Here is a 16,328-nt window from a genome sequence, read left to right as displayed (position 1 = left end):
ATGCAGCTCAAATACAAGATGGTCGCCCTCGGTCTCCTGCCCCTGCTGCTGGCAGTGGCAGCGGTCTGCCTGGTGGTGCTGGAACAGAGTCAGCGCCTGGGCGAGCAGCAGGCACATCTGCTCGAACACAGCATCCTCAACAGCAAGAAGACCGAGCTGCGCAACTATGTGGAGATGGGCGTCAGCGCCATCCAGCCGTTGTACGGCAGCGGCCGTGACGACGAGGAAACCAAGGCCAAGGTACTGGCGCTGCTGGCCAGCCTGAATTTCGGCAGCGACGGCTACTTCTTCGTCTACGACCAGCACGGACGCAATCTCATGCATCCGCGCCAGCCCGAGTTGGTCGGTCAGGACCTCTGGCAGCTCACCGATGGCAATGGTCTGCTGGTGATCCAGGCGCTGTTCAAAAGCGCCCGCACGGGCGATGGCTTCCAGCGCTACGGCTGGCAGAAGCCCTCCACCGGCCAGATGGCGGCGAAACTCGCCTACGTGACCCAGCTGCAGCGCTGGGGCTGGGTGCTGGGCACCGGCCTCTACCTGGACGACGTCGACGCGGCCCTCGCCCAGGTGCGCCACGACGTGGCCGCCGGTATCCGCACCACCCTGCTGGCCAGCGCCGCGGTGGCGCTGGTGGCGGTATTGCTGGTGTTCGCCGGCGGCCTGACGCTCAACGTCAGCGAGCACCGCCAGGCCGATCGCAAGCTCAAGCAGCTGACCCAGCGTCTCATCACCTCCCAGGAGGAAGAGCGCTCGCGGCTGTCACGCGAGCTGCACGACGGTATCAGCCAGTTGCTGGTGTCCATCAAGTTCCAGTTCGAATTGGCCAGCCGCGAACTGGACGCGAGCAAGCCCAGCGCCGGTGAGACCCTGCGTGAGGGCACCCAGCGCCTGGCCGCGGCCATCGGCGAGATCCGCCGTATCTCCCACGACCTGCATCCCTCGCTGCTGGATACCCTTGGCCTGCCGGCCGCCCTCGGCCAGTTGGTGGAGGAATTTCGCCAACGCAGCGGCCTGGCGGTGGATTACCGGCAGACCCTGGATGACAGCCCCGCCGGCGGCGACATGGACGTCGCCCTGTTTCGCATCGTCCAGGAGGCCTTGACCAATATCGAACGCCACGCCGCGGCGCGGCACGTGGTGATCGATCTGCAACGGCGCGGTCGCTGGATCTGCCTGACCGTGCACGACGACGGTCGCGGCTTCGACACCGGCCAGGTGGAACGTCTCAGCGGCGGCATCGGCCTGCGCAACATCCGCGAACGGGTGGAGCTCTTCGGCGGCCGCTGCGCCATCCAGTCCGGCCCCGGCGGCACGACCCTGGACGTGGTTCTGCTACGCTCGGACCTTGCCGCCGACGAGGAGAGCCTGACATGACGCCGATCCGTATCGTCCTGGTCGACGATCATGCCCTGGTCCGCGCCGGGGTGCGGGCGTTGCTGGGCACCATCGAGCGCTTCGCCGTGGTCGGCGAAGCCAGCAGCGGCGCGGAGGCCCTCGACCTGCTGGCGCGCCTCGACCCCGACATCCTGCTGGTGGACATCGGCCTCAAGGACATCAACGGCCTGGAGCTGACCGCCCAGATCGCCGCGCGGGCACCGCGCGCCCGGGTGCTGATCCTGAGCATGTACGACAATCGTGAATACGTCAGTACCTCGCTGCGGGTGGGCGCGGCCGGCTACGTACTCAAGGATGCCCCTTCCGAAGAGATCATCGCCGCGGTCGAGGCACTGGCGGTGGGCGGACGCTTCTACAGCAGCGCCATCGCCGCCCGCCTGGGTGAAGGCGGCGCCAGCGAAGGCGAACTCACCCCGCGCGAGCGCCAGGTGCTGCTGCTGATGGCCCAGGGGCTCAACAACAAGACCATGGCCCAGCAACTGAACCTCAGCGTGCGCACGGTGGAGACCCACCGCCTGAGCATCCGCCGCAAGCTGGACATCCAGAAGCCGGCGGATCTGGTCCGCCATGCGCGCGAGTACGGCTGGCGCCCCGAGGACGCCTCCAAAGCCTGACCAAAAGGCCGCTGCTCGCACCCAGGCGACCAATGAGCCGTCTCGTTCTGGCTCCGCCGGGCCGAGACCGCTACCCTCGCAGGAGAAGTCGATACGGGACGACGGCTGTCGTCTACAGTGATCAGGAAACCTCAGGAAGCCTTCCATGAACGACACCAACGAGCGTCGCCGCTTTACCCGCTTCACCTTCGATGCCCCCGCGCAGTTGCACCAGGGTGAGCGCCAGTGGGCAGCGCCCGTGGACGACATCTCGCTCAAGGGCGTGCTGCTGGCGCGACCCGCCGACTGGTCCGCCCAGTCGAGCGCGGACTATCAGCTGCGCGTCCTGCTCAACGACGAGACCCAGGTGAGCATGGATGTGGAGCTGGTGCGGGAAACCCCGGAACAGCTGGCCTTCGCCTGCCGGCAGATCGACCTGGATTCCATCAGCCACCTACGGCGGCTAGTGGAGCTGAACCTTGGTGACGAGACCCTGCTGGAGCGCGAGTTGGCGGCGCTGGGGGAGTGGTAGGTCAATTTGATCGCGGCCATGGGCCGCTCCTACCGGAGTAGCTGGACCTGTAGGAGCGGTCGCAGCGGACCACCAAGGCCGCGATCAGTGAAGCCGGTGGAAAACGGCACAGCCTTTTTCACCAGGTTGACGGCGTTGGGCTTCGCTGCGCTCAGCGTCAACCCGCGGGAAGGTTCGTCTTCTCGACCTTACTGTTAGAACTCCAGATGCAGACCCACCACCAGCCGGGCATCGTGGGTGTCTTCACCCTCTTCCCGCGCCATGGCGGCAGTGTTGCCATGGGTGGCATTCCAGGACACCCCGACATAGGGCGCCACTTCCGGCGTCACCTGGTATCTCAGGCGCAGCCCGGCTTCGCTTTCGGCGAAGCCCGCGCCCTGGCCGCGTGACTCGTCGTTGCGGCCATAGAAGTTGAGTTCGGTGTGAGGCTGCAGGATGAGCCGCTGGGTCAGCGCCCAGTCGTATTCGGCTTCCAGGCGCAACGCCGTCTGGTTGTTCTCGCCGATGAAGGCGGTGATCTCGACGTCGAGATCCTCGGGATCGTGCTCCTGGATACCCAGGGCAGCCCAGGTCTGTGGCGAACCCGGTTTGAAATCCTGGCGGATACCGGCGACGGTGCCCCAGCCCTGGGTCAGGACATGGCCCCAGAGCGCCTGCACCTCGGCCTGCTCGGTGTGGCCATTGGTGCGTTCGCCCTGGCTGCGGAAATCCAGGCGATTGGCGCCGCCGCCAAAGGCCCAACCTTCCAGGTCCCAGTTGAAGACGCTGCCTTCATCGGCGTGTTGCCATTCGAGCTGATCCACTTCCAGACTGGCCGGGGCGGTGCCATTGGGATCGGAAGCCTGGGCCAGGGCACTGGAGACAAGGCCGGCGATGAGTACGGACAAGGAGAGCAGACGAGGCATGGCGGGTATCCAGGGTCGTGGAAGCGCCTGATAGACCACCCTCGCCCGCCCAGAGTTTTAAAAAATATTACAAAAGCCGCTCCAGGCTATTCGAACAGCGCATCCAGCGCCTGCTCCAGCCGGGTCACCGCCACCACCTGCAGACCGGGCGGCGGATCCTTGGGCGCATTGCCCTTGGGCACGATGGCGCGCTTGAAACCGTGCTTGGCAGCCTCCTTGAGGCGCTCCTGGCCACTGGGCACCGGCCGGATCTCGCCGGACAGGCCGATCTCGCCGAACACCAGCAGATCATGCGGCAGGGCGCGGTCCCTCAGACTGGAGATCACCGCCGACATCAGCGCCAGGTCCACCGCCGTCTCCAGTACCTTGACCCCGCCGACCACGTTGATGAAGACGTCCTGGTCGTAGGTAGGAATGCTGCCATGACGGTGCAGCACGGCCAGCAGCATGGCCAGGCGATTCTGGTCCAGGCCCACGGTGACCCGCCGCGGATTGGCCAGGTGGCTGGTGTCCACCAGCGCCTGCACCTCCACCAGCATGGGCCGCGAACCCTCCCACGTCGCCATGACCACGCTGCCGGCCACGGCCTCCTGAGCGCGATTGAGAAAGATCGCCGAGGGGTTGGAAACCTCCTTGAGGCCCTTGTCGGTCATGCCGAACACGCCCAGCTCGTTGACCGCGCCAAAGCGATTCTTGACCGCCCGCAGCATGCGCAGGCGCCCGTCGGACTCACCCTCGAAATAGAGCACGGTGTCGACCATGTGCTCCAGCACCCGGGGGCCAGCCAGGGCGCCTTCCTTGGTGACGTGGCCGACCAGGAAGATGGCGGTACCGGTCTGCTTGGCGAAGCGCACCAGCAGCGCCGCGCTCTCGCGCACCTGGGCCACCCCGCCGGGTGCGGACTGCAGCTGCTCGGTGAAGATGGTCTGGATGGAGTCGATCACCATGACCCGCGGCTTTTCCTGGCGCGCGGTGGCGACGATGGTCTCGATGCAGGTCTCGGTCATGACCTTGAGCTTGTCTTCCGGCAGGCCCAGACGCCGGGCGCGCATCGCCACCTGCTGCTGGGACTCCTCGCCGGTGACATAGAGCGCCGGCATGCGCGCAGCCAGGTGGCAGAGGGTCTGCAGCAGGATGGTGGATTTGCCGATGCCCGGATCGCCGCCGATCAGCACCACGGAGCCATCCACCAGACCGCCACCCAGTACGCGGTCGAGTTCGGTGGAGTCGGTGGTGAAGCGCGGGGTTTCCTCGACGCTGACCTCGGCCAGGGTCTTGATGGTCGCCTGGGCTCCAGCCCAGCCGGCGCGACCGGAGGGTACGGCGGAGGTCTCGACGACGGTTTCCACCAGGGTATTCCAGGCACCGCACTCGCCGCACTGGCCCGCCCACTTGGGAAAGGTGGCGCCACACTCGGTGCAGCCGTAGAGACGCTTGGCCTTGGCCATGGCGGGTTCTCCAGTCGAGAAGGAAAGAGTTTCCCAGCATACCACGACTGGATGCATAGACAGTAAAAAGGCGCGCTTCTCGCGAAGCGCGCCTCTGGGATTTACGGCCTCGAGGACTAGTTGCCCTCGCCACCTGGCTGACGCAGCATGGTCAGGGCCTGGTTGGCCTGAGCGATGCAGGTCTTCTCGTCGCCGGCCTTTTGAGCGGCCATGGCGTTCTTGCGGAATTCGGCGATCTGTTTGGCCTGGGAACTGCCCGGCCCGATCATATTGGTCTTCATTTTGCTGGCATCGTCCAGCTTCTGCAGCTGAACCGTACAGAGATCCTGGGCGAACACGGGTGCGGTGGCGAACATCATCAGGGCGATCAGGGCGGTACGCTTCATGGGGACATCCTCGTTGAGAGGGCCAGGTAGGCCGGATTAACCTCGCTCACCCCGCGAAATTCCTTTGGGGTATCCCATTGACCGCCAGGCGCCGCTCGTCGTTCAGCAAAATGTCATCCAGCTCTCCGACAAAGGGCTCTGACACTAGTGTTTGAGCGTCGAGATCAGGCCCGAATCACCCCGGAGCCAGACCGGCAACGCCTGCTGCCAGCGCTCCTGTTCGAGATGCTGCAGACAGGCGAGCAGTCGGCTGTATTCAGCGAATTCCCGTTGCACCCGGCGGCGTTGGTCTTCCACGGCCGCTTCGGTGATCCACAGGTGCCATTGTTGGTACATCGCCACTTCGTCTGTCATCGGCCCTCTCCTGAGGGAGGCCATGATGGCAACGTCGACAGCCCTTGCCAATCGCGCCGAGCGCGGCTCGACGCGGCAGGCAGAGCCCGGGCCGGCTAGGACGGGTATTTCAGCTGCTGGGCAATTTTGTCCTTGAGCAGGACACGTTCCCGACGCAGACGACCCAGATCTTCATCGCCACTGGATTCCTCCACCTCTTCCAGAGCGAGGATCTGCTGATCGAGCTTCTGGTAGTCCTCCAGCAGCTTGGCGAAATCCGGATCGGACTGCGGACGACTGTCCAGCTGTTCGGCGTACTCGGGAAAGTCTTTGTGCAGGTCGTGTTTGGCAACCATCAGAGGCTCCTTGGGCGCAGTGGGTTTGAAGCGCGAAGGCCGTAGCCATCGTCTTACAGGGTGGACCCGAGGCCTTCGACAAAGTGCGACAGCCACGACCAGTTGCCTCTTTCCGAGCGATTTGCCGCGCCTGGGGAACCTGAAGACCGTCCCTGAGGTTCCAAACCCGAGCGAAGCGATCACAATCGGCTATCGTCTCTTCGAAACCATCCAAAGGAGTACAGCATGAGTATCATCGCCGAGTTCAAGAAGTTCGCCATGCGAGGCAATGTGGTCGACCTGGCGGTCGGCATCATCCTGGGCGCTGCCTTCGGCAAGATCGTGTCGTCCTTCGTGGCCGATATCATCACGCCGCCGCTGGGCCTGCTGCTGGGAGGCGTGGACTTCTCGCAGCTGGCGATCACGCTGAGAGCGGCCATAGGCGACCAGCCGGCGGTGGTGATCGCCTATGGCAAGTTCCTGCAGACCATCTTCGACTTCGTGATCATCGCCTTCGCCATCTTCATGGCGATCAAGGTGCTCAATCGCCTGCGCCTGCATCAGGACGCCGCCCCCTCGGGCCCTACCAAGGACCAGGTGCTGCTGACCGAGATCCGTGATCTGCTGAAAGAGCAGAACAGCCAGGCGCCCGCGGCTCCCGTCGTCAAGCAGGAACCGCCGATCACCCCGCAGTAGAACCTTGCCAGATCCCGCCTCGCTAGGAGGCGGGTCGCTCCAGGCGGATCCAGCCGATCCGCCGATCCTTGACCGATTCCACCGTCAACTGCCAGCCCTGGTACTCCAGACGGTCACCTGCCATCGGCAAGCGCCCCAACAGGTCCACCACCAATCCCCCCAGGGTCTGGTAGTCCTCGTTTTCCGGGATCTGGAAACCGGTGCGCTGAGCCAGGGGATGCAGATTCAGGCCGCCGCTGGCGCGATAGCCGTTCTCCACCTTCTCTAGCTCCGGCAGGCTGTCCTCGCTGGCGTCCGGCAATTCGCCGGCGATGGCCTCGAGGATGTCGGTCAGGGTCAGCAGACCTTCGAAGCCACCGAACTCGTTGACCACGAAGGCCACGTGGGTGGATGCCGCGCGTAGCTGTTCCAGGGCGCCCAGCACCGTGGCCTGGGCCGGCAGATGGATAGGCATCCGCACCCGGGCGCGCAGGTCAGGCGACTGGCCCTGGAGGATGTCGGCGAACAGCTCCTTCTTGTGCACGTAGCCCAGGGGTTCATCGATGTTGCCGTTGACCACCAGCGGCAGGCGCGAGTGGGCCGAGGCCAGCAGTTGCTCGTGCAGCCGTTCCGGCGGGGCGTCGGCATCGAGGATGTCGACGTCGGCGCGGGCGGTCATCACCGCACGCACCGGACGCTCGCCCAGTTGCAGCACGCCGCTGATCATCAGGCGCTCGCGCCGATCGAAGACCGGACTCTCCCCCTTCTCGCCATCCAGCAGTTCGGCGATGTCTTCATCCACCTCGTCTTCGCGCAGGCGACCACCCAGCAGGCGCAGTACGGCCTGGGAGGTGCGCGCCCGCATGCCGAGACGCTCGTGCATCTGCCGCTTGCGCTTCCAGCGCACCACCTGGTTGGCTATCTCGATGAGGATCGAGAAGCCGATGGCGGCGTAGAGATAGCCCTTGGGAATGTGGAAGCCCAGGCCCTCGGCGGTCAGGCTCAGGCCGATCATCATCAGGAAGCCCAGGCACAGCATGATCACCGTGGGGTGGGCGTTGACGAAGGCGGTCAGCGGCTTGCTCGCCACCAGCATCAGGCCGATGGAGATGATCACGGCGATCATCATCACGCTCAGGTGCTCGACCATGCCCACGGCGGTGATGACGGCGTCCAGCGAGAACACGGCGTCGAGCACCACGATCTGCGCCACGACCGGCCAGAAGGCGGCATAGGCGCGATTGCCGCCGGTCTTGTGGGTGTGGCCCTCGATGCGTTCGTGCAGCTCGGTGGTGGCCTTGAACAACAGGAAGATACCGCCGAACAGCATGATGAGGTCGCGGCCGGAGAAGGCCTTGCCGAACACCTCGAACAGCGGTTCGGTGAGGGTCACCATCCAGGAGATGCTGGCCAGCAGGCCCAGGCGCATGATCAGCGCCAGTGACAGGCCGATGACCCGCGCCTTGTCACGCTGCGCGGGCGGCAGCTTGTCGGCGAGGATGGCGATAAAGACCAGGTTGTCGATGCCCAGGACGATTTCCAGGACGATCAGGGTGAGCAGGCCCAACCAGGCGGTGGGATCGGCGATCCATTCCATCAGCAGCGGACCTCCGTATGAGCGGGCCGAACGGCCACGGAGGAAAGAAAGCGGGAGGGGGTGTCAGCCGCACCCGGCCAGGGGGCCGGGGGCGGCTCGGATCTGTCACTGCTCATCGGAACTCGAAAGGTAGCCTTGGAATTTCCGATCCTAGAGCAAGGCGGGCCCAAAGCTAAAGGCCCAACCTTTTCCAATTGTGAAGAAAACGTAAAGACGCCCCTGTAGCCCCACAATTACCAGTAGTTTTCCACGGCCACCTGACCGGGCCGGCGGCTCAGGGCCAGCTGCAGATCACGGGTCTTGAGCAGCTGACGGGTCTCATCGACCATCTCCGGATTGCCGCAGATGAGGATCCGCGAGTGCTCGGGCGACAGCGTGACGCCGGCGGCGCGCTCCAGCTCGCCGTTCTCGATCAGGGTGGTGATGCGGCCACGCAGCGCACCCGGATGGTCTTCGCGGGTCACCACGGGCACATAGACCAGGCGGTCGGTAAGGCCTTCGAGGTGTTCCACCTGGCCGTAGCCGTTGATGACGTCTTGGTAGGCCAGGTCGCGGGCCTCGCGCACGCTGTAGACCAGCACGATGCGCTCGAAGCGCTCCCAGGTATCGGGCTCCTGCAGCATCGACAGGAAGGGCGCGAGACCGGTACCGGTGGCCAGCAGCCAGAGATCGCGCCCGCCGCCGAAGCGCTCCAGGGTGAGATAGCCATAGGGCTGCTTTTCCACCAGCAGCTCGTCGCCCTCGCGCAGGCGGCTCAGCTCGCTGGTGAAGGCGCCGCCAGGCACCACGATGGAAAAGAATTCGAGGAATTCATCATGAGGTGCCGAGACCATGGAGTAGGCGCGCCAGACGATGTCGCCATCGGCCTTGCGCACGCCCAGCCGGGCGAACTGGCCGGCGCGAAAGCGATAGCGCGAGTCACGCGTGGTCCTCAGGCTGAAGAGGTTGTCGCTCCAGGGCCAGACGGCGGTGATCGTCTCGCGGGTGAACTTGTCTTCGGTGGCGGTCATACTGGCCTCTTTTTCCCGATTGCTTAGAGCCTGTTTACGATCTCGCGAGCTAGAGCCAAACAAGGCCTAGGCGGCCCCGCGAAAATGGCTGAGGAAGCGGACCGGTCTCGTGCTCGCGTTTACGAGTGGTAAATGAGCATTCCGACCGGGCTGGCGACCCAGGCCATTTTCAACGCCGTTTGACCGACGCGCAGCAGATCGTAAAAAGGATCTTTGCGCCATTGTCCCGCACTGGGCCGCCGATAAACACCGACAGAAACCATGCCTTCTCTCGTCTCGCCCTTCGCCACCCTCGAACTTGACCGTCAGCCACCGCGCCGTGACGATCCCCTGCAGGCCTTCGACGCCGCCGACGAGTACCTCCTGCAGCAGGTCGCCGAGCACGGCCTGGACCCCGCCGCCCGGGTGCTGGTGCTCAACGACGGCTTCGGCGCCCTAGCCGCCAGCCTCGCCGCCCATGCCCGGGTCACCTCCAGTGGCGATTCGCACCTGGCGGCCCTGGCGCTGGCGGCGAATCTGGCGCGCAACGGCCTCGCCGCCGATGCCGTGACCTTCGTTCCGGCCAGTGAGGCGACCAGCGGTCCCTTCGACCTGGTGCTGCTGCGGGTGCCCAAGACCCTGGCGTTGCTGGAGGAACAACTGATCCGCCTGCACGGCCAGCTGGCGCCCGGTGCGCGGGTGATCGCCGCTGGCATGCTCAAGCACCTGCCCCGCGCCGCCGGCGACCTGCTGGAGCGGCATATCGGCCCGGTGCAGGCTTCGCTGGCGGTGAAGAAAGCCCGACTGCTATTTGCCACGCCCGAGTCGCGGCCGGCAGTGGCCTCGCCCTATCCCAGTCGCTATCGGCTGGACGCACCACCGCTGACCCTGGTCAACCATGCCAATGTCTTCTGCCGCGAAGGCCTGGACATCGGCACCCGCGCCTTCCTGCCGCACCTGCCCCAGGGCCTGGGCCAGGCCCGGGTGGCCGATCTGGGCTGCGGCAACGGCGTGCTGGCCCTGGCCTGTGCCCTGGCCAATCCCGAGGCGCGGTTCACCCTGGTGGACGAGTCCTACATGGCGGTGCAGTCGGCACGGGAGAACTGGACGGCGGCCTTCCCCGAGCGGCCAGCCGCCATCCTCGCCGCCGATGGGCTGGCCGGACAGCCACCGCGCTCGCTGGACCTGATCCTGTGCAATCCGCCCTTCCACCAGCAGCAGGTGGTGGGCGACTTCCTTGCCTGGCGCATGTTCCAGCAGGCACGGGCGGCGCTGAGCGAGCAGGGCGAACTCTGGCTGGTGGGCAATCGCCACCTGGGTTACCACGTCAAGCTCAAGCGACTGTTCAAGCGCGTCGAACAGATCGCGGCCACGCCGAAATTCGTGGTGCTGAGGGCGGTCCAACCTCTCTGACATCCACCCAGGAGCGAGAGCTGCCCGCGTGCCTTCCCTGCCCCTCGATCTCCACTACGTCGCCCTGGTCCTCGAACTGATCGGCATCAGCGCGGCGGTGCATGCCATCGTCACGGTGCGCACTGCCCAGGGCGCCATGGCCTGGGCCATGGCACTGGTGTTCATGCCCTTCCTCAGCCTGATTCCCTACCTGGTGTTTGGCCGGCGACGCTTCGACAGCTATGTGAAGGCGCGGCGCCAGGCCGACGAGGAGATGGCGCGCCAGGCCGCCGAACTGGACTGGCGGCCCTGGATCGCCGAGGCCATGGCCGCCCAGCAGTGCAGCGCGGCCAATCGCAAGCTCCGGGCCATGACCGCCCTCACCGGCACCCCCTGCGTGGCCAACAATCAGGTGCGGTTGCTGATCAACGGTGAGGAAACCTTCGCCGCCATCCTCGGTGCCATCCGCGGCGCGCAGAAGGTGGTGCTGGTGCAGTTCTTCATCATCCATGACGACGCCCTCGGCCTGGCCTTGCAGAACACCCTGCTCGACCGTGCCCGCGCCGGGGTTAAGGTCTATCTGCTCTACGACGCCATCGGCAGCCATGCCTTGCCGCGAACCTATGTGGAAACGCTGCGCGAAGCCGGTTGCGAGGTAAAGGGCTTCAGCAACCGCCGCGGACTGATCAACCGATTCCAGGTCAACTTCCGCAACCACCGCAAGATCGTGGTGGTGGATGGCGAGGTGGGCTTCACCGGCGGCCTCAATGTCGGCGACGAATACATGGGGCTCAAGCCACCCCTGGCGCCCTGGCGCGACACCCACCTGGAGCTGCGTGGCCCCGCCCTGGCCACCCTGCAGGAGACCTTCGCCCAGGACTGGTACTGGGTGACCCGCCGATTGCCCACCCTGCTGCTGCCGGAACGCTACGAAGAAGGCGGGGTGCTGTGCCAGGTGGTGCCCAGCGGGCCGGCGGATGACCAGGAGACCTGCTCTCTGTTCTTCGTCGAGGCCATCCATTCGGCGCGTCATCGCATCTGGATCACCACCCCCTACTTCATCCCCGACGAAGCCGTGTCGGCGGCCCTGCGCCTGGCCGCCCTGCGCGGAGTGGACGTGCGCATCCTGCTGCCCTCGCGGCCGGATCACAAGGTGGTCTATGCCGCCTCCTACCTCTATGCCTTCGAGGCGGTGCATGCGGGAGTGCGGGTGTTTCGCTACGGCCCTGGCTTCCTGCACCAGAAGGTGGTGCTGATCGACGAGGACGTCGCCGCGGTGGGTAGCGCGAACCTGGACAATCGGTCCTTCCGCCTTAACTTCGAGGTCATGGTGATGGTGATGGACGTCCCCTTCGCCTGGGAGGTGCGCAAGATGCTGGAGCACGACTTCAGCCGCTCTCGCGAACTCACGCCCGAGGACAACGTAGCCCTGCGCCGCTGGCGGCGGGTAGCCATGCGGGTAGCGCGGGTGTTCTCGCCGGTGCTGTAGACCCCGGAACCCGCTCTGGGACGGTCCGGTCCCATGCCCCATGGCGCCACGCCCGGAGCGCCCCGTGTCCCCGGAGTCGCCCGCCATGCCATCCCCCTCGCCCCTGCGTTGTTTCTGTCTGCTGGCGGGCTTTCTGGCCCTGGATGCCACCGCCGCGCCGCGTAGCGTGCCCTCCCTCGACAGCGAAGACGCCGCGCTGAGCAGCGTGGAGGTTAGCGAGACCTCCGGGCGCTTCCACCCGCAACTGGGGGTGGATGCCCGCAATGGCGATTTCTCCCGCGGCAACTATGACGACGATGCGGCCAGTCTCGACCGCATCCCCCTGCATGTTCAGGCTGGCTTCGCCTTGGATCTGCACCAGGGTGCCGATGGCGCAGCCGATGCCTGGTTGGTGTTCAGCAGCAGCAACGGCTTTCACACCCCATCGGCTGACGAGCGGGTCAGCCCGAGACGCTGGTACGAGAGCAACAACCTGCTCGGCCTGGTGGTGTCGCCGGCGGAAGGTCTAAGGGTCGGCTTCGTCTATACGGTCAAGAGCAGCCCCAACGATGTCGCCGCCACTACCCAGGAGGCCAGCCTGACCCTGGCGTACCAGGCCGAGTCGGGCCTGGGCGCCTGGCGACCAGGGCTGGCGGTCACTACCCGCACCCAGGGCGACGGTGGCTTCTATACCCAGGGCAGCCTTGAACCCGGCATGGATCTCACCTCTGGCGGTCTGCGCCTGAGTTTCCCTAGTGCGCTCGGAGTAGGCTGGAATGGCTTCTACGGACCAGCTTCCGGCGACCGGCTCTATGCCCGCACCGGCCTGGCCCTGGAGCAACCGTTCCGTTGGGGCGAGACGCGCTGGAGCGCCCGCGCCGAGACCCTGGCGCTATACCGTGACGGCGCCCTGCGCGACCTGAGCGGTCCGGAGGGGGAAACCGACAGCGTGGTGCCCCAGGTGACGCTCAGCCTGTCCATGGCCTACTAGGCCCCTCAGCCCAGCGGCGCGACCCCCAGGCCTTCCACCAGGCTTTCGAGCGCACGCAGGCCGGCCACCGAGTTGCCGTAGCTGTCCAGCCGCGGGGACCAGACGCAGATGCTCATCTGCCCCGGCACGATGGCGACGATGCCGCCCCCTACCCCGCTCTTGCCCGGCAGGCCGACGCGCCAGGCGAAGTCGCCCGCGGCGTCGTAGAGGCCGCAGGTCAGCAGCAGGGCATTGAGCTGCCGAGTCTGCTGGGGTGTCACCACCGGCTGGCCGTCCTGGGGGTTGACCCCACCGTTGGCGAGGAAGGCGAAGGCGCGGGCTACGTCGACGCAGCTCATGGCCAGGGCGCAGCCGTGGAAATAGACGTCGAGGACGTCGTCCACCTCGCTGGTGAGGTTGCCGTAGGCCTTCATCAGATAGGCCAGGGCGGCGTTGCGCGCCTTGTGGTCCATCTCCGAACGGGCTACCCGGTCGTCGAAGTTGATCGCCGGATTGCCGGCCAGGCGCCGCGCCTGTTCGCGCATCATCCAGTGGATCGACATGATGCGGGACACCAGCAGTTCGCAGACCAACACGGCACCGGCATTGATGAAGGGATTGCGCGGCACGCCCTTCTCTTCTTCCAGCTGGGCCATGGAGTTGAAGGCATGGCCGGAGGGTTCGCGGCCGACGCGGGTCCAGATGTCCGGCTCGTCCAGGCGCTGCATGGCGATCACCAGGTTGAGCACCTTGGAGATGGACTGGATGGAAAAGGCCGTGTCAGCCGCTCCGGCACGCCAGACCTGGCCGTTGACATCGCAGACGGCGATGCCGAAGTGATCCGGCTCCACCTCGGCCAGGGCCGGGATGTAGTCGGCCACCTTGCCTTCGCCGAAATGGTGCGGCGCGGCGGCGGCGATGCGGTCGAGCAGAGGCTGCAGCTGATGGCGATCGAAGGGCTCTGGCATAGCGATTCCGAAGCGGACGGGGGCGCCAGTGTAGGGGCCGCGGCGCCCTCAGGCGAGCCCCGCGCGCGGCGGCAGAGGCAGACGGATCTCGAAGCGGGCACCGCCCCGCGTGCCGGCGGCCAGGTCCAGGCGACCGCCCTGGTTTTCCACCGCGCGACGGCTGATGGCCAGGCCCAGGCCGAAGCCGCCGGTGGCGCGATCACGACTGCGATCCAGCCGGTAGAAGGGCTCGAAGACCCGCTCGCGATCGCTTGCCGGAATACCTTCACCGTCGTCCTCGACCGCGATCAGCAGCTCATGGCCCTCACCGCGAACCGTCACCCAGACCTCGCGCTGGCAATAGCGCAAGGCATTGCCCAGCAGATTCTGCAGGGCGCGCGCCGTGAGGCGCGGTGCCAGTTCGGCGCGGGCCGGGGCGGCGGCGAATTCCAGGTGCACCTCGACGCCGCGGCGTTCCTGTTCTTCGGTGAAGTCGGCCAGCACGCTGTCGAGAAAGGCGCTCAGGTCCAGGCTCAGGCGCTCGGGGGGCTGCTGGCTGCTCTGCAGCCGGGCGAAGGACAGCAGTTCGTCGACCAGGGCATCCAGTTCGCGGACGTGGCGGACCAGTTGCTCCAGCTGCCGCTGGGTCTCGGCCGGCAGCGGATCGGCCTGCAGCAGCGCCAGGCCGAATTCCAGACGCGATAAGGGCGTGCGCAATTCGTGGGAGACGGCGTTGAGCAGGTCGCGCTGCTGGACGATCAGCGCCTCCAGCTCCTGAGCCATGTCATCGAAGGCCCGCGCCAGCTCGCCGATGTCCGAGCGTGGCGAGATGGCCGTACGCTCGCCGAGATGGCCCTTGCCCAGCCGTGCCGCGGTACGCCGCAGCCGTTCCAGGTCGCGCCAGTGCGGGCGCAGCCAGACATAGAGACAGATCAGCAAGGCGGCGCCGATCAGGGCGTTCATCGCCCAATAGGTCAGGGCGATGTCGGTGGGCGCCTCGGGAATGCCGATCCACAGCAGGCGTTCGCCCGACAGTGGGACCAGGGCCGCGCTGGGTTCGCCATAGTCACCCAGCCGCACCCGCCGCTTGCCAGCGGCCAGGGCCGTGCGCTCCTCCGGGGTGAGGGCCGGATCATCAGGTGCGACCAGGCGCAGGCTGATGGGCGCCAGCTCCGTGGCCAGTTCGTCTCGCAACGCCGGCCAGCGTTCCACCGGCGTGGTGGCGAAGGCGCGCTGTACCAGGCTGAGTGGGCCGTGCAGCTGCTCCAGGGTATAGCGGCTGTAACGCTCGTCGAACACTTTGAGCAGCGCCTCGGGCACCAGGTAGCTGGCGGCGCCGTAGGTCACCAGCAGGATGAGGTAGAGCCGGACGAGGATCTTGAACATCTAGTGTGGCGCCTCAGAAGTTCGCAAGAATTGGCGAGTGGTTTCGCTCGGTTCGGCGCTCCGGATGGGCCAGGCGCCACTCCTCGCCATAGCAGGGCAATGGCAAGAAGTGGCAACGACGCCCTGAAACAAGAAGTGCCGCCAACATCGTGCAGTTGACGTTCGAGACACCACGCTAATCCCACTCGGCGCGGCTGAGGAGATAGCCCTTGCCCCAGACAGTCTTGATCCGCCGGGCTTCGCCGGGATGTTCCTCGAAGCGGCGGCGCAACTTGGAGATGGCCACGTCCACCGAGCGGTCGACACCGTTGAATTCGATGCCGCGCAGCTGCTGGATCAGCTGGTCACGACTGAGCACCTCGCCGGCATGGTCCATGAGGATCGCCAGCAGGTTGAATTCGGTGGACGACAGCTCCACCAATTGGTCCCGCCACCAGACCTGGCGTTCGCCTGGCAGCAGCCGCAGTTGGCCAATGACCAGGCCGTCGTCCTGGGACGTGTCACCCAGCTGGCAGCGGCGCAGCAGGGTGCGGATGCGCGCCAGCAGCACTCGCGGTTCGCAGGGCTTGCTGACGTAGTCGTCGGCGCCGATCTCCAGCCCCAGCACCTGATCGTGGCTGTCGTCCAGGGCGGTGAGCATCAGGATCGGCAGACCGGGCTGGGCGGCGCGCAGCTGACGGCAGACCTGCAGGCCGTCCAGCCCGGGCAGCATGACGTCGAGCACTACCAGCTGCGGGCGCAGCCGCCGCACCGCGGCCAGGGCCTCGTCGCCGCGACCGATGACGGTCACGGCATAGCCCTGGCGGCCCAGATAGGTGGCGATGAGCTCGGCCAGGGCGGCGTCGTCTTCGACGATAAGCAAGGGGATCACGGCAGGTCTTCACGCGGGGAAAGCCCGAGCATAGCCGAGCAGCGGGCCGGCCGGCGCCTGCCTTAACACTCTTTCACAAGAGCGCTACAGACGTTTACAGGACCGC

17 protein-coding genes are annotated in these 16,328 nt (G+C 66.2%); 7 read left to right on the top strand and 10 right to left on the bottom strand.

Features of this window, described 5'->3' with window-relative positions; translation table 11 throughout:
- From ACUCV0_RS15470 to ACUCV0_RS15460, 3 genes are all read left to right on the top strand, one after another.
- Positions 1–1,374, top strand: coding sequence for a cache domain-containing protein (locus tag ACUCV0_RS15470; protein WP_482213065.1), 1,374 nt, complete (start codon positions 1–3; stop codon positions 1,372–1,374).
- Positions 1,371–2,009, top strand: coding sequence for a response regulator (locus tag ACUCV0_RS15465; RefSeq protein ID WP_482213064.1), 639 nt, complete (start codon positions 1,371–1,373; stop codon positions 2,007–2,009). The genes ACUCV0_RS15470 and ACUCV0_RS15465 overlap by 4 nt, the downstream gene beginning before the upstream one ends.
- A 145-nt stretch (positions 2,010–2,154) precedes the next feature.
- Positions 2,155–2,520, top strand: a complete 366-nt coding sequence (locus ACUCV0_RS15460; RefSeq protein WP_482213063.1) for a PilZ domain-containing protein — start codon at positions 2,155–2,157, stop codon at positions 2,518–2,520.
- Positions 2,521–2,714: 194 nt separating this feature from the next.
- Here the strand turns inward: ACUCV0_RS15460 and ACUCV0_RS15455 are convergent, their stop codons facing one another.
- The 5 genes from ACUCV0_RS15455 to ACUCV0_RS15435 form a co-directional block, all read right to left on the bottom strand.
- Positions 2,715–3,425 carry a copper resistance protein B gene (locus tag ACUCV0_RS15455; RefSeq protein ID WP_271653918.1) on the bottom strand — a complete coding sequence of 237 codons (711 nt, stop codon included), beginning with the start codon at positions 3,423–3,425 and terminating at the stop codon, positions 2,715–2,717.
- 86 nt (positions 3,426–3,511) lie between these two features.
- Positions 3,512–4,873 (bottom strand): DNA repair protein RadA, encoded by a 1,362-nt coding sequence (gene radA, locus ACUCV0_RS15450; RefSeq protein WP_017639095.1) that lies wholly within the window; start codon positions 4,871–4,873, stop codon positions 3,512–3,514.
- Between the two features lie 116 nt (positions 4,874–4,989).
- The gene (locus tag ACUCV0_RS15445; RefSeq protein ID WP_059313610.1) at positions 4,990–5,259 is read right to left on the bottom strand and encodes a hypothetical protein; all 270 of its coding nucleotides are present in this window, start codon (positions 5,257–5,259) and stop codon (positions 4,990–4,992) included.
- Positions 5,260–5,403: 144 nt separating this feature from the next.
- A complete protein-coding gene (locus tag ACUCV0_RS15440; RefSeq protein ID WP_059313609.1) occupies positions 5,404–5,613 on the bottom strand; it encodes a hypothetical protein in 210 nt (69 codons plus the stop codon).
- A 95-nt stretch (positions 5,614–5,708) separates the two neighbouring features.
- Positions 5,709–5,948: an HP1242/YdcH family protein gene (locus tag ACUCV0_RS15435; protein WP_059313608.1), complete on the bottom strand. Its 240-nt coding sequence runs from the start codon at positions 5,946–5,948 to the stop codon at positions 5,709–5,711.
- A gap of 225 nt (positions 5,949–6,173) precedes the next feature.
- On the opposite strand from ACUCV0_RS15435, the gene mscL reads away from it, so the two are divergent.
- Positions 6,174–6,623 (top strand): large-conductance mechanosensitive channel protein MscL, encoded by a 450-nt coding sequence (mscL, locus tag ACUCV0_RS15430; RefSeq protein ID WP_323149195.1) that lies wholly within the window; start codon positions 6,174–6,176, stop codon positions 6,621–6,623.
- Positions 6,624–6,645: 22 nt separating this feature from the next.
- Here the strand turns inward: mscL and ACUCV0_RS15425 are convergent, their stop codons facing one another.
- Positions 6,646–8,199, bottom strand: coding sequence for a TerC family protein (locus ACUCV0_RS15425; RefSeq protein ID WP_059313606.1), 1,554 nt, complete (start codon positions 8,197–8,199; stop codon positions 6,646–6,648).
- 233 nt (positions 8,200–8,432) lie between these two features.
- A complete protein-coding gene (locus ACUCV0_RS15420) occupies positions 8,433–9,209 on the bottom strand; it encodes a ferredoxin--NADP reductase (RefSeq protein ID WP_482213062.1) in 777 nt (258 codons plus the stop codon).
- Between the two features lie 261 nt (positions 9,210–9,470).
- Here ACUCV0_RS15420 and ACUCV0_RS15415 point away from each other — a divergent pair, with 261 nt between their 5' ends.
- The 3 genes from ACUCV0_RS15415 (at position 9,471) to ACUCV0_RS15405 (ending at position 13,039) form a co-directional block, all read left to right on the top strand.
- Positions 9,471–10,601: a methyltransferase gene (locus tag ACUCV0_RS15415; RefSeq protein WP_482213061.1), complete on the top strand. Its 1,131-nt coding sequence runs from the start codon at positions 9,471–9,473 to the stop codon at positions 10,599–10,601.
- Positions 10,602–10,629: 28 nt separating this feature from the next.
- A complete protein-coding gene (cls, locus tag ACUCV0_RS15410) occupies positions 10,630–12,069 on the top strand; it encodes a cardiolipin synthase (protein WP_434775788.1) in 1,440 nt (479 codons plus the stop codon).
- Between the two features lie 85 nt (positions 12,070–12,154).
- On the top strand, positions 12,155–13,039 hold the full coding sequence (locus ACUCV0_RS15405) for a hypothetical protein (RefSeq protein ID WP_482213060.1): 885 nt from the start codon (positions 12,155–12,157) through the stop codon (positions 13,037–13,039).
- Positions 13,040–13,044: 5 nt separating this feature from the next.
- Here the strand turns inward: ACUCV0_RS15405 and glsB are convergent, their stop codons facing one another.
- From glsB to ACUCV0_RS15390, 3 genes are all read right to left on the bottom strand, one after another.
- On the bottom strand, positions 13,045–13,959 hold the full coding sequence (gene glsB, locus ACUCV0_RS15400; RefSeq protein ID WP_217265993.1) for a glutaminase B: 915 nt from the start codon (positions 13,957–13,959) through the stop codon (positions 13,045–13,047).
- Positions 13,960–14,034: 75 nt separating this feature from the next.
- Positions 14,035–15,351 (bottom strand): ATP-binding protein, encoded by a 1,317-nt coding sequence (locus ACUCV0_RS15395; protein ID WP_434775786.1) that lies wholly within the window; start codon positions 15,349–15,351, stop codon positions 14,035–14,037.
- Positions 15,352–15,526: 175 nt separating this feature from the next.
- A complete protein-coding gene (locus tag ACUCV0_RS15390; RefSeq protein WP_423815123.1) occupies positions 15,527–16,222 on the bottom strand; it encodes a response regulator in 696 nt (231 codons plus the stop codon).
- Positions 16,223–16,328: the final 106 nt, after the last annotated feature.

The sequence above is a fragment of the Pseudomonas sp. VMV1 genome (assembly GCF_056790235.1).
This window is presented reverse-complemented; position numbering and strand designations above follow the sequence as displayed.